The sequence below is a fragment of the Streptomyces sp. RKAG293 genome (genome assembly GCF_023701745.1).
Lineage (GTDB): Bacteria > Actinomycetota > Actinomycetes > Streptomycetales > Streptomycetaceae > Actinacidiphila.
This window is the reverse complement of record NZ_JAJOZB010000001.1, coordinates 6,956,991-6,978,598: the sequence shown is the minus strand read 5'-3', so window position 1 is coordinate 6,978,598 and position 21,608 is coordinate 6,956,991. Positions and strand designations below refer to the sequence as shown.

Annotated in this window: 16 protein-coding genes; 3 read left to right on the top strand and 13 right to left on the bottom strand. The window is 73.0% G+C overall.

The annotated features are described in order from the left end of the window. Window positions 1-3 precede the first annotated feature (3 nt). From LNW72_RS30885 to LNW72_RS30860, 6 genes are all read right to left on the bottom strand, one after another. On the bottom strand, window positions 4-441 hold the full coding sequence (locus tag LNW72_RS30885; RefSeq protein ID WP_250978356.1) for a phage tail protein: 438 nt from the start codon (window positions 439-441) through the stop codon (window positions 4-6). Between the two features lie 108 nt (window positions 442-549). Then, window positions 550-927 (bottom strand): hypothetical protein, encoded by a 378-nt coding sequence (locus LNW72_RS30880; protein ID WP_250978355.1) that lies wholly within the window; start codon window positions 925-927, stop codon window positions 550-552. A 3,262-nt stretch (window positions 928-4,189) separates the two neighbouring features. Continuing rightward, window positions 4,190-4,348 (bottom strand): DUF6760 family protein, encoded by a 159-nt coding sequence (locus LNW72_RS30875; protein WP_014153881.1) that lies wholly within the window; start codon window positions 4,346-4,348, stop codon window positions 4,190-4,192. Then, entirely contained in the window at window positions 4,345-4,827 is a 483-nt protein-coding gene (locus LNW72_RS30870; protein WP_250978354.1) for a hypothetical protein, read from the bottom strand. Before LNW72_RS30870 ends, LNW72_RS30875 begins: the two co-directional genes overlap by 4 nt. Beyond that, window positions 4,827-5,270: a phage tail protein gene (locus LNW72_RS30865; protein ID WP_250978353.1), complete on the bottom strand. Its 444-nt coding sequence runs from the start codon at window positions 5,268-5,270 to the stop codon at window positions 4,827-4,829. The genes LNW72_RS30870 and LNW72_RS30865 overlap by 1 nt, the downstream gene beginning before the upstream one ends. Window positions 5,271-5,326: 56 nt before the next feature. Beyond that, window positions 5,327-6,955: a phage tail sheath subtilisin-like domain-containing protein gene (locus tag LNW72_RS30860; RefSeq protein ID WP_250978352.1), complete on the bottom strand. Its 1,629-nt coding sequence runs from the start codon at window positions 6,953-6,955 to the stop codon at window positions 5,327-5,329. 341 nt (window positions 6,956-7,296) lie between these two features. On the opposite strand from LNW72_RS30860, the gene LNW72_RS30855 reads away from it, so the two are divergent. Next, window positions 7,297-8,829: a hypothetical protein gene (locus LNW72_RS30855; protein WP_250978351.1), complete on the top strand. Its 1,533-nt coding sequence runs from the start codon at window positions 7,297-7,299 to the stop codon at window positions 8,827-8,829. Between the two features lie 27 nt (window positions 8,830-8,856). On the opposite strand, the gene LNW72_RS30850 is transcribed toward LNW72_RS30855, so the two are convergent. The 3 genes from LNW72_RS30850 to LNW72_RS30840 all read right to left on the bottom strand — a co-directional run bounded on the left by LNW72_RS30850 (window position 8,857) and on the right by LNW72_RS30840 (window position 12,541). After that, window positions 8,857-11,031 (bottom strand): ATP-binding protein, encoded by a 2,175-nt coding sequence (locus LNW72_RS30850; protein WP_250978350.1) that lies wholly within the window; start codon window positions 11,029-11,031, stop codon window positions 8,857-8,859. Then, complete coding sequence (locus LNW72_RS30845) at window positions 11,028-11,717, bottom strand: DUF4255 domain-containing protein (RefSeq protein WP_250978349.1); 690 nt, start codon at window positions 11,715-11,717, stop codon at window positions 11,028-11,030. Before LNW72_RS30845 ends, LNW72_RS30850 begins: the two co-directional genes overlap by 4 nt. Window positions 11,718-11,902: 185 nt before the next feature. Then, on the bottom strand, window positions 11,903-12,541 hold the full coding sequence (locus tag LNW72_RS30840; protein ID WP_250978348.1) for a response regulator transcription factor: 639 nt from the start codon (window positions 12,539-12,541) through the stop codon (window positions 11,903-11,905). 128 nt (window positions 12,542-12,669) lie between these two features. Here LNW72_RS30840 and LNW72_RS30835 point away from each other — a divergent pair, with 128 nt between their 5' ends. Both LNW72_RS30835 and LNW72_RS30830 read left to right on the top strand, forming a co-directional pair. Continuing rightward, on the top strand, window positions 12,670-15,651 hold the full coding sequence (locus LNW72_RS30835) for an AAA family ATPase (protein ID WP_250978347.1): 2,982 nt from the start codon (window positions 12,670-12,672) through the stop codon (window positions 15,649-15,651). A gap of 154 nt (window positions 15,652-15,805) precedes the next feature. After that, the gene (locus LNW72_RS30830; RefSeq protein WP_250978346.1) at window positions 15,806-17,992 is read left to right on the top strand and encodes a DUF4157 domain-containing protein; all 2,187 of its coding nucleotides are present in this window, start codon (window positions 15,806-15,808) and stop codon (window positions 17,990-17,992) included. Window positions 17,993-18,053: 61 nt separating this feature from the next. On the opposite strand, the gene LNW72_RS30825 is transcribed toward LNW72_RS30830, so the two are convergent. From LNW72_RS30825 to LNW72_RS30810, 4 genes are all read right to left on the bottom strand, one after another. Then, window positions 18,054-18,599: a hypothetical protein gene (locus tag LNW72_RS30825; protein WP_250978345.1), complete on the bottom strand. Its 546-nt coding sequence runs from the start codon at window positions 18,597-18,599 to the stop codon at window positions 18,054-18,056. Further along, complete coding sequence (locus LNW72_RS30820) at window positions 18,596-19,732, bottom strand: ROK family glucokinase (RefSeq protein WP_250978344.1); 1,137 nt, start codon at window positions 19,730-19,732, stop codon at window positions 18,596-18,598. The genes LNW72_RS30825 and LNW72_RS30820 overlap by 4 nt, the downstream gene beginning before the upstream one ends. 75 nt (window positions 19,733-19,807) lie before the next feature. Next, on the bottom strand, window positions 19,808-20,584 hold the full coding sequence (locus LNW72_RS30815) for an ATP-binding cassette domain-containing protein (RefSeq protein ID WP_250978343.1): 777 nt from the start codon (window positions 20,582-20,584) through the stop codon (window positions 19,808-19,810). After that, window positions 20,581-21,555 carry an ABC transporter permease gene (locus LNW72_RS30810; protein WP_250980387.1) on the bottom strand — a complete coding sequence of 325 codons (975 nt, stop codon included), beginning with the start codon at window positions 21,553-21,555 and terminating at the stop codon, window positions 20,581-20,583. Before LNW72_RS30810 ends, LNW72_RS30815 begins: the two co-directional genes overlap by 4 nt. Window positions 21,556-21,608 lie beyond the last annotated feature (53 nt).

Here is a 21,608-nt window from a genome sequence, read left to right as displayed (position 1 = left end):
CGGCTACACCTCCCCCGCGTCCGTGAATCCGTGATGGGCGATCTCCAGGACCTCGGTGGCCACGGCGGGGTTCGCCGGGTCGAAGGAGGGACCGCGCCAGCTCACCGGGAGGACGTCGATCAGCCCCCACTGGGCGACCACCGAGCCGTCGGCGCGCAGCGCGGCGATCTGTCCGGTGGGCCGGGTCACCCCCGTGGTCACGGAGGAGATCCACTCCGCCACCTTCGCGGTGGCCTCGGTGAGGGGGCGGGTCAGCGTGATGTTGGAGAAGGTGACGCGGGAGGGCAGCTGCCAGACGAATCCGTTGTTGCCGCCCTCCTGCCGCTGTTCGATCTCGACCTGCGAGGAGAGCCCTTCACAACCGTTGAAGTTGCCCAGGCTCTCACCGTCGATGGTGAGGTTGAAGAAGATGGTGGAGCCTGCGTCGAGTTCCTGGGGCATCAGGTGGGGCCTTCCTGCGGTTCCACGGGGGTCGGGCGATGGGGCGGGGGGGGTCGGGCCTGCGGACCGACGTGACGGGTCAGGCGGCTCGGCTCGCGCGCGGGGCTGTCAGTGGCGTGGGTCGCGCAGCTTGCCGATCCGCTCCCGGTCGTGCCGCAGCTCGGTGCGGAGCAGCCGGGTCATCGGCTCGATCAGCCGGTGGGCCAACTCGGCCACCTGGTCCTCCTTCAACTCACGCGGGGTGAACCGGCTCGTCACGGAGGGCGCCGGCCGCTCCGCGGCTCCCCCGCCGCCACCACTGCTCCGCTGTACTTCGACGGACGTGGCACGGCGCGGGGCGGACACCCGCACCGAGGCGGGCGTCGGCGTACGGACCGGCGGCGCCGCGGCTGCGGGCGGAGCGGGAAGCGCGGCCGGGATCGCGGGCGCCGCACGCTGCACGGGGAGCGCGACGGCGGGCGCGGGCCGGGCCGGCGCCAGGGACACGACGGAGCTCCGAACCGGCCGGGCCACGGGGGCGGTCGAGAGGGCGGACGTCATGGGGGCGGTGGAGGATCCGGAGCCACCGGGAGCCTGCCGTACCGGCGTACGGCCGGTCCCGCCCGGGACGAGTGGCACCGACGCGGACGCGGCGCGCTGAACGACCGGGAGAGCCGGGGCGGCGCCGTGGGGATCGCGCCCTTCGGTACCGGGTCGCGCGGGTGAGGACGCCGGGGTGGGAGCGGCCAGGGGCCGGGTCGCGGCCGTGAGCGGCATCGGACGGACGGCGGCGGGCGGGGCGGCGGAGCGCTGTACGGCAGGCCGACGGCTGCCGACGGTCGCGGGCCGAACACGGTGCAGACGCACGGGGGTCGGGGCCCTGTGCGCCGTCGGCGCGGGAGCCGGCGCATGGGCGGACGGTGAAACGGCACGCTGGACCCCCGGGAGCGCGGACGCCCCGGGAGCGGTGGGCCGCCGCGCAGCGACCGGCTGCGCACCGGCCACCGAGGGCTCCCCGCGGCGCGGCGCGGCGGCTGCCGGAGCATTGCCCGCCGCCGCGACCGGAGCCACGAACCGTGGCCCCGCCGGCGACGGCGTGAACCCGGCGGCCGTGACCGGCCGGGAGGAACCCAGCAGCGGGGCGTACGGAAGGGACCCCTGCCGCGACGCCGACAGCGGGCCGGCCGACGTTCGGGATACAGAGGGGGTCCGGGATACGGCGGGCGCCCGCACCCCGGAGGGCAGGGCGGTCGCCGGGGCGCCCGCGGCGCGGGCGGCCGGAGCGGACGGGAGGGCCGAGGCAACGGCAGAGGCCGGCCGGAGCGAGGTCGGGGGCCGGGCTGGGGTCAGGGGCCGGGCCGAGGGGGGAGTCAGGGGCGACCGCTGCACGCGCGGCGTGCCGCTCGCACGGCCGGATCCGGAGGCGTGGTGCACGGTGGGGCGCACCGCCTCTCCCCCCGTCGGACCGGGCGTGGCACCAGGAGCGGGACGGGCACTGCGTCCAGGAACCGGCCGTGGGTGACGCACCGGCCGGGCGGTCGAGGCCGTCACCGACCACCGCACCGGCACGGTGGGCACTGCCGCCCGCTGCAATGGAGGCGCAGCGGCCTGTGGGTCGGCTCCGGAGTCGGCCGCTACGACAGGCGGTGTCGAATTCGGCTCCGGGGTCGCCTTGTTGGCGCCGTCTTCGCCGGATCCGCTCGGCGGCCGAACGGGAGCGCTGGGCGCGGGCGCGCCACCGCCCGCTGCCGGACCGGTGGTTGCCGCTACGGAACGGTGAACCGCCGCCGGAAGCGTCACCGCCGACGGCGCGCCGGCCCGGGGGCCCGGTGCGGGTGCAGGTGTAAGTGCGGGTGCGGGTGCAGGTGTAAGTGCTGTTGCAGGTGCGGGAATGCGCCCCAGCGGGGGTTTCCCGGCAGGGCCGGATCCGCCCCTCGGACCGAGCGGCGTCGGCGCAGCTGCGCTGCCGGCGTTTCCCGGGGTGGCGAGCCGCTGCACCGGTAGTGGGCGGCCGCTCCTCCCGGCAGCCGCATCGGGTGTCAGCGTGGTCGGGCCGCGCGTCGGAACGGCGGGTGGCCCGGCCACGCCGCCGGGCCCCGGCACTCCCGCGCCACGCGCACCCGTAAAGGAGCCGGAAGGGCTGGAGGAGACGGGGACATCGGTGGTCGGCGATGAGCCGGGTCCGGGAACCGGAGCGGACCCGGTCGGTGCGGGCGGGCGCCCACTCGACGACGCGCGGTCGGCAGGACCGTGCCGCTGCACGGGCGACGCCGGTGCGGGAGCGGTCGCGGACGCCGCGGGGCCCGCAGCCGTCCGCGCGGTGGGCCGTACGGCGGGCGGCATGGGAGTGCGCGGTGGCCCGCCGACCGCCGGGGAACGCTGCACGAGTGGTGCCCTGCCGGGAACCGGGGCACCCGTCTGCCGGGGCACCGCCGGGGAGGCCGGCGGGGTCACCGTCCGAGCGCCGGCAGGTCCACTCAGCGGAGCACCCAACCCGGGCCGGACGACCGGACGTGGCCCAGGCGGAGCCGCCGCGGGGGTGCCGGCTCCGGCCGTGCTGGTCCCGGACGTGCCGGACGGGCGCACCACGGTTTCCGGCCTGGCTGCCGATGTCCTCGGTACGGGCGGCGGACCGCCGTTCCCGCCGCCGGCCGCCCGCACCCCGCCCGACGGCACACCGGCCCCGGGGCCGCCGAGCAGCGGCGCTGCCGGCGGTGTCGGTCCTGGCGAGGACGAGGACGGTTGCACGGGGGGACCGACGAGGCCGCGCCGCTGCACCGGTGCGGCCTGCGGTGCAGGTGCCGCCGGCGGAGCCACCGGTCCCGTCAGCGGCGGTCCGAGCAGCGAGCGCCGACGTGGCTCGGCGGCCGCCGGACCAGCCGACGGACCGGGAGCGCTCGCCTCACGCCGCTGCACGGGAAGTGCAGCGGGGTGGGCCGGCGGGGTGTGGGCGGCCGAGGGCGCGCCCGCCGGACCCGACCGCGGGGGCCCGGCGGCACGATCCGCGCCGAGCCGCCGCCGCGAGGCCCGTCCTGGTCTCCCTCCGCGCGCTGGACGCGCACAGCGGCGGCCCCGGTCGCGGTGGAAGAAGGTCGGGGAGCCAGGGGGACGGGCGCGGGTGTCGGCGTCCGGACCGGTGTCGGCGCGGACGGGGGCACAGACGTCCGCGCGGCCACCTCGCCTGCCGCCGGGGCGGGCGTCCCCCGGCGCGGCGCCACCGTGGGAAGCACCCTGCGCTGCACCGTTCCCGGGGCGGAAGCCCGGGTCAGCGCCGGGGGCGCCGCATTCGGCCGCGGCATTACGGGAGCGACCCGCGGACCCGGGGCGCGCTGGACCGAGGGCCACTGCGCCTGGCCCGGGCCGCTCGCACCGGTGTCCCCCCGGGCAGCGTCATCAACGGCAGCGGCGATCGGCAGGGGCCGGGCCGCGCCGCGGTCACCCGGCCGGGGCGCCCCGGCGAACGCCAGGGTGTCCTTGATGAGACCGGTCGGGGCACCGTCCAGGACGGCATGCGAGAGCGTCCCGGAGAAGGAGTGGTTCTGCCAGGCGGTCAGCGAGCCGCCGAAGTCCGCGGACGCGACCGTCACCCGCGCCGGAGCCGCCAGCACGCGCTGGATCGGTGGCAGACCGGCCCAGCCCCGCCCCCCCGCGGAGACAGCGGCACCGGTGCCCGCGGCGGCTCGGTCTCCGGCGGACGCCTCGGGAACGGGGCCCGGCACCGTAGCGCCCCCGCTCCGCTCCCGGCCCCTCAGCCGGTCGAATATGCCCATCACCGCTCCGTTGCAGCACGCGTCACCAACGTGGCGATCTGCTCGGCATATCGCCGCCGCTCACGGTGTTCGAGGTCCAGGATGTCGTCCAGGTTCCAGTGGAAGTGGTAGGCGATGTACGCGATCTCCTCATGGATCCGGTCGGTCGCGTACGTCACGATTCCCCCAGGCGGCTCCCGCCGAGCTCGACCTCGAACGGCTGCTCGCAGTGTGGGCAGGAGACGCCGGCCCTGGTGTGGCCCTCGGCGTTGACCTGCCGGTAGAAGTCCTGGAGAAAGGCGAGGTCGGAGGCGAACATGTTCTCCACCACGCCGTCGTGCATGTGCGCCACAGTGCCCAGCTGGGTGATGACCCGGCCGAGCAGCACCACCGAGAGGTACGCGGGGTTCTCCTGCACCCGCATGTCCCGCAGCGGGATCAGCTCGTCCCGGGCGGTCGCCAGTCGCATCACACCCTCGCGATGCACGGTTCCCATGTCGTCCACGTACCCGCGCGGCAGCTCGAACGCGAACTCGGTTCGCAACGGCTGCCGTACGGGCTGTGCTTCCGCCGGTACGACGGCCGGGGCCGCCACGTCCGCGGGAGCGGACGTGGCGGCAGCGGCGTCGGTGGCAGGCCTGGCAGGTCCGCGACGCATTACTCGGTGACCAGCTCTTCGTAGACGATCGTGACGGTCTCGGTCATCACGGAGGCTTCGCCGGCCGTCGCGGCCGCGCCCACCACCTTGCTGCACCAGGCGTTGCGCAGGTGCTGCCGCCGGACCGGGTTGAACTGGTAGTCCATGTAGATGATGCTCGCGTTCTTGCGGGCCGAGCCCATGTCGCCGCGCAGCGAGGCGGCGATCCACTCGGTGAAGGCGGTGGACTGCTCCATGCCGCGCGTGACGGTGGTCTCGCCGGCCTTCTTCACACCGGGCATCTTCTTGGTGACCGGCTGGCCGTTCGCCGAGACCTGCTGGTACTCGATGACGTCCTGCTCCATCCCCACCTCGCCCACGGCGTGCAGGTACTCGACCATGACGCCGTCGATCTGGAGGCCGAAGTTGTGGGTGGTGAGGGCATCACCCTGGGAGAGACTCATGAAAGCCGTTCCTTCTGCTGATGGTCGGAAACCGTACGTCGGAGGCGCGTGGCGTGCTACTCCTCCAGCTCGCCGCTGCCGCCGGAGAACTGGGCCAGCCGGAAGATCACGAACTCGGCGGGCTTGACCGGCGAGACACCGATCTGGCAGATGACCCGGCCGAGGTCCACCGACTCCACCGGGTTGGTCTCGGCGTCGCACTTCACGTAGTAGGCGTCCTCCGGCGTGGCGCCGAACAGCGCGCCGCTGCGCCATTCCGTCACCAGGAACGCGGAGATGTTCCGCCGGATGCGGGCCCACAGGGCCTGGTCGTTGGGCTCGAACACCACCCACTGGGTGCCGTTGAGGATCGACTCCTCCAGGTAGTTGAAATACCTGCGGACGTTGAGGTAGCGCCAGGCCGGGTCGGAGGAAAGGGTGCGCGCGCCCCAGACGCGGATGCCGCGGCCGGGGAAGGTGCGGATGCAGTTGACGCCGATCGGGTTGAGCAGGTCCTGCTCGCCCCGCGTGATCTGCATCTCCAGGTCGACGGCGCCGCGTACGACCTCGTTGGCGGGGGCCTTGTGCACGCCGCGCTCGGAGTCGTTGCGGGCCCAGATGCCGGCGATGTGGCCGCTCGGCGGGATCAGCCGGGTCTGGCCGCCGGCCGGGTCGAAGACCTTGATCCACGGGTAGTAGAGCGCGGCGTACTTGGAGTCGTAGTTGGACGTCTCCATGCGCCAGACCCGGATCTGCCGGGCGTTGAGGCCGGGCGGCGGGTCGATGATCGCGAGCCGGTCGCCCATCAGTTCGCAGTGGGCGATCAGCCCGAGCTGGACGGCCTTCACGGCCTCCAGGTCGATCGCGCCGCGCTGGTAGGCGGCCATCAGGTCGGGGACGGCGACCATGGAGATCTCGTCCACGGCTTCGAGGCCGCCGAAGCCGGTGCGGTCCGAGGAGTCGCCCAGGTACTCGGCGATGCCGACCGGCTCGCTCTCCACCGCGTCCGGGACCACGGGGGGCTGCGCGGCGGCGACGGGCGCCTCGAGCGCCACCGTCTGGTTGTCGGGGCGGGCGAGTTGCGAGGCCGCGGCCGCCTCCTGCACGGAGATCAGCTTCGACTGTTCCCTGACCTGGGTGACCACATAGTTGCGGGCGCCCTTCTTCGCCGAGACGTCGAAGGTCTCGACCGGCTTCGGGCCGTCCTTGACGACCAGCCGGAACCGCTCGGCGGGGCCCTCGCCCTCGGCGTCCGTGACCTCGACGCTGAGCGTGCCGCTCTCACCGGTCGCGACGGCCGACACCTTGAACGTCCCCAGTGCCTGTGCCGCACCGGCCGTGAGTGCGGCAGGCGCTGCCGCGGCGCCGGCGACCGCCGACCGGCCGCGCCGTCCGCCGACCGGTTCGGCGCCTTCGCCCGGCGCCCCCGTCACTCCGCCGGGCGTGCCGCCCACCCGGACCACATAGGCGGCGGATCCGCCGTTGTTGAAGAAGCCGTAAACCGAGTGCGCCAGGAAGTACCCGTCGGTGAATTCGCCGAACGCGGCCACGTACTGGGTCCAGTTGGTGACCAGTGTCGGCTCGTTCAGCGGGCCCTCGGGCGCCAGCCCGACGAATGCGGCCACCGAGGTGCCGACCCCCTCGATCGGACGAGAGCCGCTGGCCACCTCTTCCACGTATACGCCCGGCGACAGGTAAGACGGCATGCTCTGCTCTCCTCGGGGTACCAAGACAAGACCACACTCACCCTCGCGGCCCGTGCGCGACCGGGGATACGTCCTCCGGTGCCTTACCCAGGGCACCGACTGTGCCCCCAGGGGCAGCCGAGGGGTCGCGGAACGGTCTGCCGCCACCAGGAGTTCCGGCGGGGGCGTACCGAAGCGGTGCCGGGCGCCGCACCGCGAAGTCCGGCCGCGGGCGCGGTTCCGCATCCCCGGCGGCCGGCCGGCGCGCGGGTGTTCGAGGGCAGCGGGCGCTGCCTTTCGGGCAGCGGCGCTACCCCGCCTCCTCTGCCGTGGGCTCTCCCCCCGGCAGTAGCGTCCATCGGGTGACGACCTGGACATTCCTGGAGCCCGCCTCGACCACGGTCGACCCGGGTGGCAGCACCACCGTACGACTGCGTCTGCGCAACACCGGCGACGTCGTCGACGAGTACCGCTTCGAGGCGGTCGGCGACATCGCCCCGTACGTCTCGGTGGAACCGCCGTCCATCAGGCTCTTCCCGGGAACCACCGGCATCGTGGAGCTGACGTTCGCTCCGCCCCGCACCCCGGACGCGACCGCGGGGCCGCACCCGTACGGCGTCCGCGTCCTGCCCACCGAACACCCCGGAGCCACCACGGTCGCCGAGGGGAACATCACCTTCACCACGTTCATGGAGGTGCGGGCCGAGCTGGTCCCGCAGACCGTGAAGGGACGCTTCAGGGGCCGGCCCAAGCTGGCCGTCGACAACCTCGGCAACACCGTGCTGACCGCGTCGATCGGCGGTGGCGACAAGAGCAGCGACGACCTCTCGTACGAGATCGTCCCGTCCAACGTCCAGATCGAACCCGGTCGCGCCGCCTTCGTCAACGCGACCCTAAAGCCCCGGCAGATCACCTGGGTGGGGCAGAAGCAGCAGCGGCCGTACGAGCTGTCGGTGCGACGCTCGGGGTTCGAACCCCTGGTGGTGAACGGCACGTACGTACAGCGCACCCTGCTGCCGATGTGGATGATGACCACGCTGAGCCTGCTGCTCGCCCTCACCGTCACCGGGCTCGTGCTCTGGTTCACCTACAAGGCACCGGTCCGCACGCTCGCGCAGGAGAAGCTCCAGCAGACGGCGGCCACCGCACTGCCGGAGGAACCGACGGCGAAACCGCCCGGCAAGCCCACCCAGGACGCCGCGCCCACCGCGCAGCCCAAGGCGCCGGGCGGTGGCGGAGGAGGCGGGAAGAAGCCCCCGGCAGAGGCCAAGCCGCCGCGAGCCCCGCTGCCCATCACGTCGCAGGACAAGCCGAACCTCTTCGTGCAGTTCGCCCAGGTACGGCTGGTCGAGGGGGCGGCCGGCTGCAAGCTGACGGGTACCTACACGGTGGGCAAACTGGACGAGGCGACCACGCAGGCCCTGGAGTGCTTCCAGCAGACCAACGACTCGCGCTTCGGCCAGTTCAGCCAGCTGGCGAAGACCGACGGGCTCGGCAACCTGGGCCGGACCACGATGACCGCGCTCCTGGCAGCGCACTTCGTGGCCTCCAAGTCGCTGGCGCTGAACATGAACGAGGCCAGCCCGGAGGTGCCGTGGGTGCGCAACATCCTGCTCTGGGGCACCCAGGGCGAGTTCGACGACGGCGACCTGGCCACGACGGTCAAGTACACCCGGGCCAACATCGACTACCTGCGCAAGCACATACAACTCCAGGAGAAGGCGACGCAGGCCGACACGGACCGGATCAAGGAGTACCAGGGCCAGTTCGGAGCCGAGCAGACCGGAGTCCTGGACGAGACGACGCTCACGAAGACGAAGCTGGGCTGGGTCCACACACAGGACACCGCGGGCACGGTGACGGCCAAGGACTGGCTCCCGGCACCGATGAAGTAGCCGGCCCCGCGGCGGGTGGGCGGGCGGCTACCAGGACGCGTCGTCCAGCACCAGCCGGCCCGCCTTGCGGTACTCGCGCCGGGCGCCCTCCAGCAGATCCGCCGTCGTCACGCTGTTGCCCCGGCCCGCCGCCGCGTACGCGGCCGTGACGACCGCACTGCGGATCGAGCCGCCCGCCAGCTCGAAGTCCCCTGCGCAGCGGCCCGGATCGAGGTCGGCGGCGCACGGGACGTGGGCGAGGCTGTGCCGCCAGAGCGCCAGGCGCTGCTCCGCTTCGGGGAAGGGGAAGTCGACCACCAGGTCCAGCCGGCGGGTGAAGGCGTCGTCGATGTTGGAGCGCAGGTTGGTGGTCAGCAGGGCGATGCCGTCGAACGACTCCAGACGCTGGAGGAGATAGGCGCTCTCCATGTTCGCGTGGCGGTCGTTGGAACTGCTGACCTCGGAGCGCTTGCCGAAGACGGCGTCCGCCTCGTCGAAGAGCAGCACCGCGTCCGTACGGTCGGCCTCGGTGAAGATCCGCTCCAGGTTCTTCTCCGTCTCACCGACGTACTTGTCCACGACGGACGGCAGCTGCACGACGTAGAGGTCAAGGCCGAGTTCGCCCGCGACCACTTCGGCGGAGAGCGTCTTCCCGGTCCCGGATTCGCCCGCGAACAGCCCCACCACGCCCCGACCGCGCCCGCCGCCCGCGCTCAGCCGCCAGTCGCCCAGCACGCGGTCGCGATGTCGGGCGCGCAGGACCAGTTCGTGCAGCTGCGCCAGCGGACCCGCGGGCAGGACGAGATCGTTCCAGCCGACGTCGGGCCGGATGCGGCGGGCGTGCCGCTCGAGGCCCGATGCGGACTGCTGCCGGGCCGCGAACCGCAGATGGGCGGCGGACAGTTCGGTACCGTCGAACGCGGCGAGGTCCAGGGCCGCGCGGGACGCGCGGTCGATCCCGCCGGGCCCGAGCCGGTACGCGGCGACGACCGGCGCCAGGTCGAACTCCGGCTCCTCGGGGCCGAGCGCCGCCCGCCAGGCGTCGAGATCGCCGGCACGCTGCCGGGGCGCGTCCAGCACGACCGGGTCGCGCCCGCTGTCGCACCACTGCGGGTCGTACGGGCGCGGGTCCGCGAACAGGACCGGGACGTCGTTCACCGTGAGCGCCCGGATCAGCTCCGCCGGCCGCTCGGGCAACGGGGCCACCACGATCGCGCGTCCCGTCAGCCGCGCCTCGCGGAGCAGCTCCCGGTACGGGAGTCGCTCCCCCGCAGTGCGTTCCACCGGCGGGTGCTCCTCGGGCCCGGGGTCCTCCGAGCGTCCCCCCGGCACCAGGTGCAGGGCCGGGATGCCGGCCGCGCCCAGGGCGGCGATGGCGCAGGCGAGCCCGTCGCCGTCGCGGTGCTCCCGCAGGTAGACCGTGAGCGGGCGCTCCGCGAGGTGCCCGGCCAGTCTCCGTACCAGCAGGTCGGTACCCTCCGGTGTGCCGCCGGCCGCCGCGTTCTCCGGGCTCTCCGCGCTCTCCGGGTTCCGTGGGTCCTCTTCCACGGGCCGGTACGGAAGCGGGCGTACGGTCCCCTCCAGCGCCGGGTCCGGGGTGTCGTCACCGAGCAGATGCGCCACGACCCGGTCGGGCACGCGCAAGGAGCGGCTGAGGAAGGGGCGCTCGGGGTCCTCCACTTCGAGCAGCCCCCGCGCGAGCAGCCGCGCGGCCGGATGGAAGCGGGACCGTCCGGCGGCGGAGTGCGTGGGCAACCCGCACAGGTCGAGGGCGAGCGCGACGGTCGCCCGGCGACGGGTGACGTCGTCGTTGAGGTAGCCGTACAGCGACTCGAAGGAGCGGTCCAGGTCGGGCGCCAGCGCGATCAGCAGGATCTGGGTTTCGAGGGGGCCGAGGCGCAGCCAGTGGGCGAGCCAGTGGAGGCGGTCGTCGTCGGACGGCCAGGACTCGTCCGGCTCCGCTGCTTCCGCCGTCTCCTCCGCCAGGTCCGGGCCGTCCGGGCCGTCCGGGCCGTCCGGGCCGTCCGGGCCGTCCGGGACAGCGGGGGGCGCGGCACCCGCGGTCCTGGACAGCAGGTGCCGTACCCCGTCCTCCGTCAGGTACAGCCCGCGCATCGGGTCGGTGGCCGTCGGGTCCGCGGCGCTGCGCCGGTCGACGAGGAAGGCCACCCGCTCGCGCAGGCCCGCGAGCCGTGCGAGCAGGGGGGCGGAGGAGTCGCTCACGTCAGCCGCTCCTGAGGCGTTCCCGTCGTGCCGTGCTTCCGCACGAAGTCCTCCTTGGCGGCGCTGACGCTTTCCGCACTGTGGTGGCGGGTGGGGCTGTCGTCGGGCACGCCGTCCGCCCCCTCCACCCGAACGCCGAGCCCCTCCGTGACCGGCGGACCGACCCGGTAGTCGGGGGACGCCAGGAAGGGTGCGGTGATCACCACGTCGAGCGAGGGTTTGAGTTCGCCGCCGAGCGCGGACCAGATGTCCGCGAGCGAGCGCGCCTCGGTGTGCAGCCCCGCGACGGTCAGCGGGACGGAGAGGCCGAGTCCGGCGAGGGTGCCGGTCAGGTCCTCCGGCGGCAGGATCTCCTTGGGCAGCAACGTGTGCAGGACCGCGGAGAGCATCCGGTGTTCGTCCTGCGGGCGCTTGGTCCAGGCCGTGACGAGGTACGAGAGCCGGAACCAGCGCGGCGGCTGCTGCTCCTTGAGGACGATCCCCCGCTCGTCGCGGAGCGCCATCCTGCCGCGCTGGCGCCGCTTGGTGTCCTCACGGATGTCGTAGAGATACGCGTTGACGGTCGGGGCGTTGCGCCGCGCCGACCAGTCGCGCGTCGGGGCGTCGAAGGTGACCTCGACGTCGGACCCCGCGAAGGAACCGCGGATGAGCAGCCCTCGCAGGATGTCGTCCACCTCGTGGATCACGGTCGCACAGTCCTTCACGGTCGACGCCTGGGCAGGGAGCTGCCCAGTCCATCGTGGCCGCCGGGACCATCACCCCGCGAGGCACCCGGGGGACGATCACGGGGCAACCCCGTTGCCCCCGCGTCGCCCTTCTCCTGTCCTCAGGGCCCTTGAACCCGCGCAGGGGTGAAACGGCGCGCGGTCCGTCAGATGTAGCCCTCGCGCAGGGCATAGGCCACGGCATGGGCGCGGTTGCGCAGATGCAGACGGGTCGTCAGCCCGTGCATGACGTTCTTGACCGTACGTTCGGAGTACGAGAGCTTTGCGGCGATCTCCCCGGTGTCCATCCCCTCCGACACCAGTCGGAGCACATCGACCTCGCGGGGCGCCAGACCGGACGCCGTCGCCCCCGACACGCTGGTCGCGCCGCGCTGCAACGAGCCGACCTGGGCCATCAGCCGCCCCAGCAGGTCCGACGGCAGATCCCCCTCGCCCCGGGAGGCCGCGAGGACCGCTTGGAGCAGGCGGTGGCCGGTGGCCTCGCGCCGCCAGACGATCGCGCCGACCCCGTACTCGATCACCTGGAGCAGCTCCGCCTCGCGGATGAGGCTCGTGACGAGAACGGCCCGGGTGCCGTCCGCGCGGGTCAGCCTTCTCAGCCGCGACAGCGTGGGTTCGTCCAGCCCCTCGGCGAGCAGGACCGCGACCGTACCCGGACGGCTGGTCCCTTCCTCCACCAGCTCCACTTCGGAGTGCCGGCGAAGCTGGCTGACCGCTCCGTCGAGGGACAGCGGGTCGGACGCGTGGACCTCGACCGGGATTCTGTTCGGGCTTCTTTGAACCATGCCATACGTCCTCGCGTCTTACTCAAGGGAGCAAACCATGCCTGCTCTTCCCATCCTTCCTTCGCCGATAGGACGACCACCACCGTGGCTTACCACGAGACCGACCACGAGATCGGCGGCAGGTTCTGATGGCGCTGGGCTCGAATCAGCCACGGCCCCGTCGGCTGCTCCCGGCCCCGCCGTCGGCCCTGGGACCCGCCTCTGCCCGGCTGCTGGAACGCGAGTCCGCGCTGGAGCTGCTGGCGGCGGAGGCCGACCGGGCGATGAGCGGAGCCGGTCGGCTGGTCCTGTTCCGCGCGCCCACTGGTACGGGCCGCAGCGCGCTGCTGGAGGCCGCCGCTGAGCGGGGCGCGAAACTCGGCATGCGGGTCCTGCGGGCCCATGCCTCCGCCGAGTGCTCGGGTATCCCGCTCGCCCTCGTCCGGCAGCTTCTCAACTCACCGTCCGATCCTGGCTGCCTCCACAACGCCCCTGAGATTCCTGACCACTTGACCAATGCGTCCCACCTGTGGCGGTTACTGTGCGAGCACGCGGCCGCATCGCCCCTGCTGGTCGCCGTGGACGACGCGCACCTCGCCGACCAGGCCTCCCGGAACTGGCTGACCGAAGCCGCCCGACGACTGGCCGGAATGCCGGTCCTGATGGTGGTCACCGAACGGGGGCAGTACGACATCACCCCGCCCGCACCGGGCCTCGCGTACTCACTGCCCCCGGGGGTGGTCCGGACGCACGCGGTGGCGCCGCTGAGCCGTCCCGCCGCCGCGAAGTTGGTACGCGGCGTCCTGGGCGCGCACACCAGCGACACCTGGGTGGACGGCTGCGTACGGGCCGGTGCCGGCAATCCGCTGCTGCTGCGCGCGCTGCTCGACGATCTCCGGGCGGTCTTCCCGTACCGCGGGCCGGACAGTGACGGCATGGAGCCACGACTGCCCGAGAGCTGCGCCGACCTGTACCCGGGGGCGTTCGTGGCGGCGGTCTCGTGGTGGCTGAAAAGCGCGGGCCCCGGAAGCAGCGGGGTGGCTCGCGCCCTCGCGGAACTCGAGCACTCGGCACCGGAGCGGTACAACGAAGGAGGGACGGAGAAGGCGGAACGCGGGACTCCCGGCGGACCTGGCCTGCCCGGCCTCCCCCCAGGACCCGCCGGGCACCATGAACCCGGTCCTGGCCAGGACTTCGCCGACTTCCTCGCCGAACTCACCGGGGCCGATCCCGACCGCGTCGGCGGCTGGGTCACCGCGATGATCCGGCTCGGGGTGCTGCGCCACGTCCCCGGCAGCGCTCTCCCGCGCTTCGCGCATCCCCTGCTGCGCGGCGCGGTCCTCGACGGCTGGCCCCGCTCGCACCGGCAGGCCCTGCACCACCGCGCGGCCGACCTGCGCCAACGCCGGGGCGACGGGGCCGAGGCGGTGGCCAGGCATCTGCTGCGGACCGCCCCCGCCGGTGCGGCGGGGGATGCGGCGTCCGTCGACAAGGCGCTCCGGGCCGCGGCAGCCGACGCGTCCAGGGCCGGCAGGACCGGGGCGGCCGCAAGCTATCTGCGCCGCGCGCTGGACGAACCGCTGCCGCGCGAGCGGCGGTCCGCGGTCCTCACCGAGCTCGGCGAACTGGAGTTCGCCACCCTGCGGACCGGCGGGATACCCCGGCTGGCCGAGGCGCTGCGCCTCCAGGAGCGGCCCAGGGACCGGGTGCTCGCCGCGGTCAGCCTGGGCAACGCCCTGGCCAACCGGGGCAGGCCGCACGCCGCGCTCGACGTCATGCGCGAGTTGGGCCCGCTGGACGCGGAACCCGTCCTGGCGCGTACGGTCCAGACCGCGTCGGCGTTCTTCTCCGACCACGACCCGGAGATCCGGCGGGCCGTCTACACCCGCCTGCACGAGCGCGCCGAGCACTCCCCGGAAGGGATCAGCCCGGCCCAGCACGCCCTCCTGATCCGGTACAGGGTGACGGCCGGGCTGCTGTCCGCGGAGTCGGCCGTGCGGCAGATCCGGCGGCTGCTGACGGCCCCGGAAGATCCGCTGCTGGTGCCGTACCTGCTGGCGGTGGCCGCCGCCGTGACCCAGTGGGCCGACGTACCGGACGAGGCCGAACGACTGATCAGGACCGGGCTGACCGAGCACCGGCTGACCCCGCTGCACCCGGTCCACCGGTCGCTGCTCAACACGTGGGTGGACACCGCCGCCGCACGCGGCCACTACCGGCGGGTGCTGGAGGAGACCGCCGACCGGCTGCGGACGCCGGACGACGCGGCCCGTACCGGTGCGAGCAACTTCCTGGCCCATCGGGTCCTCGCACTCGTCGAGTGCGACCGCTCCGCCGAGGCCGAGCGGCTCATCGCCGGTGTCAACGTCGACGAGACGCACGACAGTTGGGAGCCGAACCGGTTTCTCTACGCGCGTGGTGCCCTGCGTGCGTCCGTCGGCGATCCGGCCGGGGCCCTGGCCGACTTCCGGGAGTGCGGCAGGCGCCAGCTCGGCCGGGACGTGGTCGGCATCGTCGTCACACCGTGGCGCTCGGCTGCCGTCGAATGTCATCTCCTTCTGGGGGAAGCACCGCAGGCCCTCGCGCTGGCTGAGGAGGAGAGCCGGTACGCCGCCGTATGGGGCACGCCCCGGGTCCAGGGCCGCGCGCTGCGCGTCCTGGGCGCGGCCACCGGCGGACGACGCGGTCTCGAACTCACCGCCCAGGCCGTCGACGTCCTGCGCGGCACCTCGCTCGACGCCGAGCTGATCTCCGCGCTCGTCACCCACGGACTCCAGCTCACGGCGTCCGGGCAGCCCCGCCAGGCCCGTCCGCTGCTCAGGGAGGCCGCGGCGGCGGCCGAACGGCTCGGCGCCGTGCGGCTGTCGGGCACCGCGGAACGGGCCCTGCGCGCCAGCGGTACCCGCCGCTGGAACGCCACTCTCACGGGCCCGGGTGCACTGACGGCCGGCGAACGCCGGATCGCCGCACTGGCCGCGGACGGCCGGACGAACGCCGAGATCTCCGAGCTCCTGCACCTGGCACTGCGTACCGTGGAGACCCATCTGACCAGCACCTACCGCAAGCTCGGCATCCGGCGGAGGGGGGACCTTCCGGCCGTGCTGAACAGCGCTGCGGACGAGCCCGCGTGACCGAACCGGTGGACCCGCGCAGAGCGACGGCCGCGTTGCCCTTGCGGCCCGTCCAGCGACCCGCTCCGGCCGGGATTCTGCCCTCGCGGCCCTCCCGCTGCCGGTGCGGGCCGAGGGACGATGTCCGATCAGGCGTTGAGTGGCGAGGAGTACCGTGCGCGCGTACAAGACCCAGGTCAAGCAGGCCGGTGGCCCGGCGAGCAGCAGCCGCGCCGAGGGACCGCGCACGGTGGCGCAGCGCGTCCTGGCTCTCCAGCGCTCGGCGGGCAACGCGGTGGTGGCCCGCGCCGTCGAGGAGGAACTGCACGAGCACGGCACCGGATGCGGTCACGAGCGGCCCGACGCCGGGCAGCCGGTCACCGACCACTCGTCGGTCCAGGCGTCGTCCGTGCTCAACGCCGTGCGCTCCCCGGGGCGTCCGCTGGACTCACGTCTTCTGGAGCGGGCGGAACAGGGCTACGGCATGTCCTTCCGCCATGTGCGCGTCCACAGCGACCCGGTCGCGCAGCGCTCGGCGGCCGCCCTCGGCGCACGCGCCTACACCACGGGCAGTGACATCGTCGTCGGCCCGCAGGGCACGGACGACGAGACGATGTTCCACGAGCTCGACCACGTCCGCCAGCAGTCGATGGGCTCCGTCGCGGGGACCGACAACGGGGCGGGAGTGAAACTCTCCCACCAGGACGACCCCTTCGAGCGCTCTGCCACGGCGAACGGCCGCAGGATGGCCCGGGGATCCCTGCCCGACCTGTCGGGACCCGGCTCCGGCGGCTCCGCGCAGACCGCCGCGCCCGCGCAGACCGGCGGCGCTATCGCAGTGGCCCGCGCGCCGGGCGGCGAGGGCAGGAAGATGTACCCGGGTGACAGGAACCAGCTGTTCGAGATCCTCGGCGAGGGCGATCCGATCATCGGCAAGTACGTCGGGGCCTCGTCGGACGGCAGGAAGCACATCTTCGACACCACCACGCGCGGGCGCATCCGAGTGCGCTCCAGTCAGATCGGTCCCGTCCGGGCCTCTGTGGGCGGCCTGCACCCGCCGGGCCAGGTCCGCCCGCCCGAGGAGAACCTGCGCGGCCGCGACCAGATCCGCTTGTCCGAGGCCGACTTGTCCGGGGTGCGGGCACGGGTACGCCAACGCCCCGAGGACGCGGACCGGTACGCGGCCACCACGTACGAGGACCAACCCCAGTATCAGCAGTACGAAACCAACCGCGAAGATCTGCGACGCATGGGTGTCCCCGTCATCAACAACGTCGACGTCCGTCAGCCCGAGACGGCCGGTCTCTTCCGCAATGTCGCGCCGAACGCCAACCTGCACCTCCAGATGCCGCGCACGGGACGGGAGAAGGGCTACTCCACCAAGAGGCTCGTCAGGGACACCAACAAGCTGCCCCAGCTCGCCGGGCGTGAGGATGTGACGACCAGTCATACCGTGCCTCATCCGACCATGTACAAGAAGCCGGGGACACACAACGGCTTCTACGGAGTGGAGAACGGAACGGCCGTGCCGGAGGGCGTGCGGCTCGTCGGCGCCTACTCCGACGACGATGCGGACCAGGAGGAGTACGGGTACGGTCACCGGCAGAGCGGGAAGGACGAAGGGGCCGCCGTGTCGGCACGCCGGAAGACCTACCGGTTCGCTTCGGACCGGCGCAGCAACAGCCCCGAGGACGACGCGCCGCGTTCGCACCGCAGCAGGAGCAAGAGCCGGAGCCGCGTCGCCGAGACGCCCGCCCCCACCCGCCGGCGCAGGTCGAGCCGGCCGCCGGTGAGCAGGACCGGGCGCCCGCCCGTCGCCGCCCCGGTCAACTACGCCGCGGTGGACGACGAGGACGACTACCCCGTCACCAGTCAGATGTCCCGCAGCCGCAGCCGGTCGCGCCGCCCCGCCTTCTCGTACGAGACCGGTGGCCCCTCCCAGCCCGCACCCGAGCGGGAGCGCGGGCGCCGCCGTGAGTCGAGCCAGGCACCCTCCGGCAGGTCCAGCAGCCGCCCCGTCGACATGGGGGACGGCTTCTCCTACGGCGCCGGCCCCATCGAAGCCGCACCCGAGCGGGAGCGCGGGCGTCGGCGCCAGTCGAGCCGGGCGCCCTCCCGCGGGCCCGGCAGCCGCCCCGTCGACGTGGGGGACGGCTTCTCCTACGGCGCCGGCCCCATCGAGCCGGAGCGGGAGCGCAGGCGCAGCCGCCGGCCCTCGTCCAGCCGGCTGCCGATCATCACCGACAGCGGCCGGCGCACCTTCGCCCCCACCAGCTACGCGGAGCCCGAATGGGACGATGATGTCGAATTCGTTCCTGCGCCGCCGCGCAGGCGCAGCCGCAGCCGCAGCCGGCGGAGGTGACTGGGAGCCCCGCAGCGGGAGCTCCCACTCGCGCCCCCGTCAGTGCCCCCGCCCGCCCCCGTCAGAAGTTGATCGTGGAGACGATGTACACGACGGGGTGGTCCGGATCGCTGAGGTCGACGGTGATGTCGTGGTCCGGCTTGTCACCGTGCTGGGTCGTCGACACTCCGGCCCAGTCGTGGGCCGGCCGGAAGAGCCAGCCGGGCACCTTCGCCTGGTCGGGGGTGATGGTGACGTCGCCCGGCTTCAGCGCGGAGCGGCTGGTGCCCAGCTGCGCGAGGAAGGTGTCGAGACCGCCCGCGGTGGACGTGAACTGGACGTAGAGCACGCTCGTGCTCCAGTCGTTCGTCTCCATGTAGGCGATGTTGCGGGTCCAGTCCAGCGGGACCGGCACCTGGTATATCCGCCGCTGCACCTGGGTGGGCCAGTCCCACGTCAGGTGTTTGGCGGCCGCCGACTCCGCCTTGTCCTGGCCGCTGTTGCGGCTCTGTTCCGCGGAGACGATCACATAGCCGACGGGTACCAGGATCAGCAGCGGGACGACGGTCCACTGGACCCAGCGGGGTACCTGGCGCAGCGGTCTGCTGTGCGGGCGGTCGACGCTCATCGGCCCGCCGCCCGGACGAAGCGCTCGTAGCGCTCGACACGGCGCCGGTTGGCGCGGCGGAACCGCCGGGCGACCAGCCGGGCGAGGTCGGCGGCGCCGACCAGCCCGGCCTCGTTGCCCAGCTCGGCCTGCACGATGCGGGCCTCGGGACGGTAGCCGCGCCCGGTGAGGTTGCGGCGGAAGGCGTCCCGGGCCGGACCGATGAGCAGGTCGTCGGCGGCGCTGACGCCACCGCCGATGACGAAGCAGGACGGGTCGAGCGCGGCGGCGAGGTTGGCGATGCCGACACCGAGCCACTGGCCGATGTCCTGGAGCAGCTCGACGCACATGGCGTCGCCCTCCCGGGCCAGCTGCGTGATCAGCGGACCGGTGATGTCGCCGATGTTGCCGCCGACCCGGTCGATGATCCCGTACGCGACGGGCGACTCGGCGGCCGCCATCTCGCGGGCCTCGCGGACCAGCGCGTTGCCCGAGCTGTACTGCTCCCAGCAGCCGCGGTTGCCGCAGGGGCAGCGGTGGCCGCCGGGGACGACCTGCATATGGCCGAACTCGCCGGCCACGCCGTACCGGCCGCGCTTGACGTGGCCGTCCTCCAGGATGGCGCCGCCGATGCCGGTGCCGAGGGTGATCATGACGAGGTCGTCCTGGCCGCGGCCGGCGCCGAAGCGCCATTCGGCCCAGGCCGCGGTGTTGGCGTCGTTGTCGACCATGACCGGGACCAGCAGCCGTTCCTCCAGCCGGTCGCGCAGCGGTTCGTCGCGCCAGGACAGATGGGGGGCGAAGAGCACCCGGGAGCGGTCGGCGTCGACCCAGCCGGCGGCGCCGATGCCGACCGCGTGCACGTCGTGCCGCTCCGACAGGTCCAGCACCAGCTCGACGATGGTGTCCTCGACGACCTTGGGGCTCTTGCTCCGGTCCGGTGTCTCGGTCCTGAGCTGCTCCAGGATGTTGCCGTCCGGGTCCACGACCCCGGCCGCCACCTTGGTGCCGCCGATGTCGATGCCGACCGTCGGCACCCTCGGTGCCGTCAGATGGGAGCGGCGCTCCCGGCGGCCGACGGTCTGCAGCACCGTCGCACGGGCGGCGCCCTTGCGCTGGAATGCTGATCGGTCGCTGCGTGACGCTGCTGGCAAGGGTCGTCTCCGGATCGATGGCTGTCGTGCCGATTGTGCCGCACCGGGGACGTACCCCGTGCAGCACGGGCTGGGTCAGCCCTCGCGGGCGAGCTCGTGGCTGAGCTGCTCCAGCTCGCTGCCGCCCGCCATCTGGCGGGTCAGCTCTTCCAGCGTAATGCCCGTTTTGGGATAGCTCCCGGCCATCGCGCCGCGCTTCAGCAGGACGAACCGGTCGCCGACGAGGAACGCGTGGTGCGGGTTGTGGGTGATCAGGACCACACCGAGTCCGGCGTCGCGCGCGGCGGCGACGTACTTGAGGACGACGCCGGACTGCTTGACGCCGAGCGCCGCCGTCGGCTCGTCGAGGACCAGCACCTTCGCGCCGAAATAGACCGCGCGGGCGATGGCGACACACTGCCGTTCACCGCCGGACAGGGTGCCGATGGGCTGGTCCACGTCGCGCAGGTCGATGCCCATCCGCAGCAGCTCGCCGCGGGTGGTCTCACGCATCGTCCGCACATCGAGCCGGCGGAGCGGTCCGCGGCCCTTGGTGGGCTCGGAGCCGAGGAAGAAGTTCCGCCACACCGGCATCAGCGGCACCACCGCGAGGTCCTGGTAGACGGTCGCGATGCCGTGGTCGAGGGCCTCGCGCGGCGAGCTGTGGCGCACCGGCTCGCCGTCGACCTCGTAGGTGCCCGCGTCGTGCTGGTGCAGACCCGAGATGATCTTGATGAGGGTGGACTTGCCCGCGCCGTTGTCCCCCAGGACGCAGGTGATCTCACCTGCGTGCACTTCGAGGGAGACCCCTTCCAGGGCCTTGATGTTGCCGTAGTACTTGCTCACGTCGGTGAGCTTCACCAGCGCGCTCATGCGGTCGCCTCCGCCCGCTTGCGGACCCATGCGTTCAGCAGCGTGGCCAGCAGCAGCATGGCCCCGAGGAAGAACTTGAACCAGTCAGGATTCCACTGGGCGTACACGATGCCCTTGCTCGTCATGCCGAAGATGAACGCGCCGACCGCGGAGCCGATCGCCGACCCGTAGCCGCCGGTCATCAGACAGCCGCCGATGACGGCCGCGATGATGTAGAGGAACTCGTTGCCGACGCCCTCGCCCGACTGCACCACGTCGAACGAGAAGAGCAGGTGCTGGCCGGAGATCCAGGCGCAGAACGCGACCGCCATGTACAGGCCGATCTTGGTGCGGGCCACCGGGACGCCGACCGCGCGGGCGGCGTCCGCGCCGCCGCCGACGGCGAAGATCCAGTTGCCGGCCCGGGTGCGCAGCAGCACCCAGGTGGCGACGGCGACCAGGGCCGCCCACCACAGGATGGTGACCTTCAGGTCGATGTCACCGATGGTGAGGTGCGAGGCGAAGAGCACCCGCGCCGAGTCGAACCCCTCCATGTCGGCGATGGACTTGGTGCTGACCGTGCCGCTGATGAGCTTGGTGAAGCCCAGGTTCAGCCCGGTGAGCATCAGAAACGTGCCGAGGGTGATGATGAAGCTGGGCAGTTTGGTGCGGGTCAGCAGGAACCCGTTGAAGAAGCCGATGGCCAGCATGACCAGCAGCGACACCGCGACGCCCGCCCAGACGTTCGCCGTCATCTGGTAGCTGAACATCGAGGCGACCAGCGCGGAGCTGGTGACCATCACACCGGCGGACAGGTCGAACTCGCCGCCGATCATCAGCAGGGCGACGGGCACCGCCATGATGCCGATGGTCGAGGCGGCGTACAGCACGGTCCCGAAGCTGGACCACTGCAGGAACGAGTCGGCGGCGACCGAGAAGAAGAGGAAGACGGCCACGGCGCCGACGACCGAGCCCAGCTCGGGACGGCCCATCAGCCGGCGCGCCAGCGAGCGGTGCACCAGCCGGGTGTCCGCGACCTTGCCGC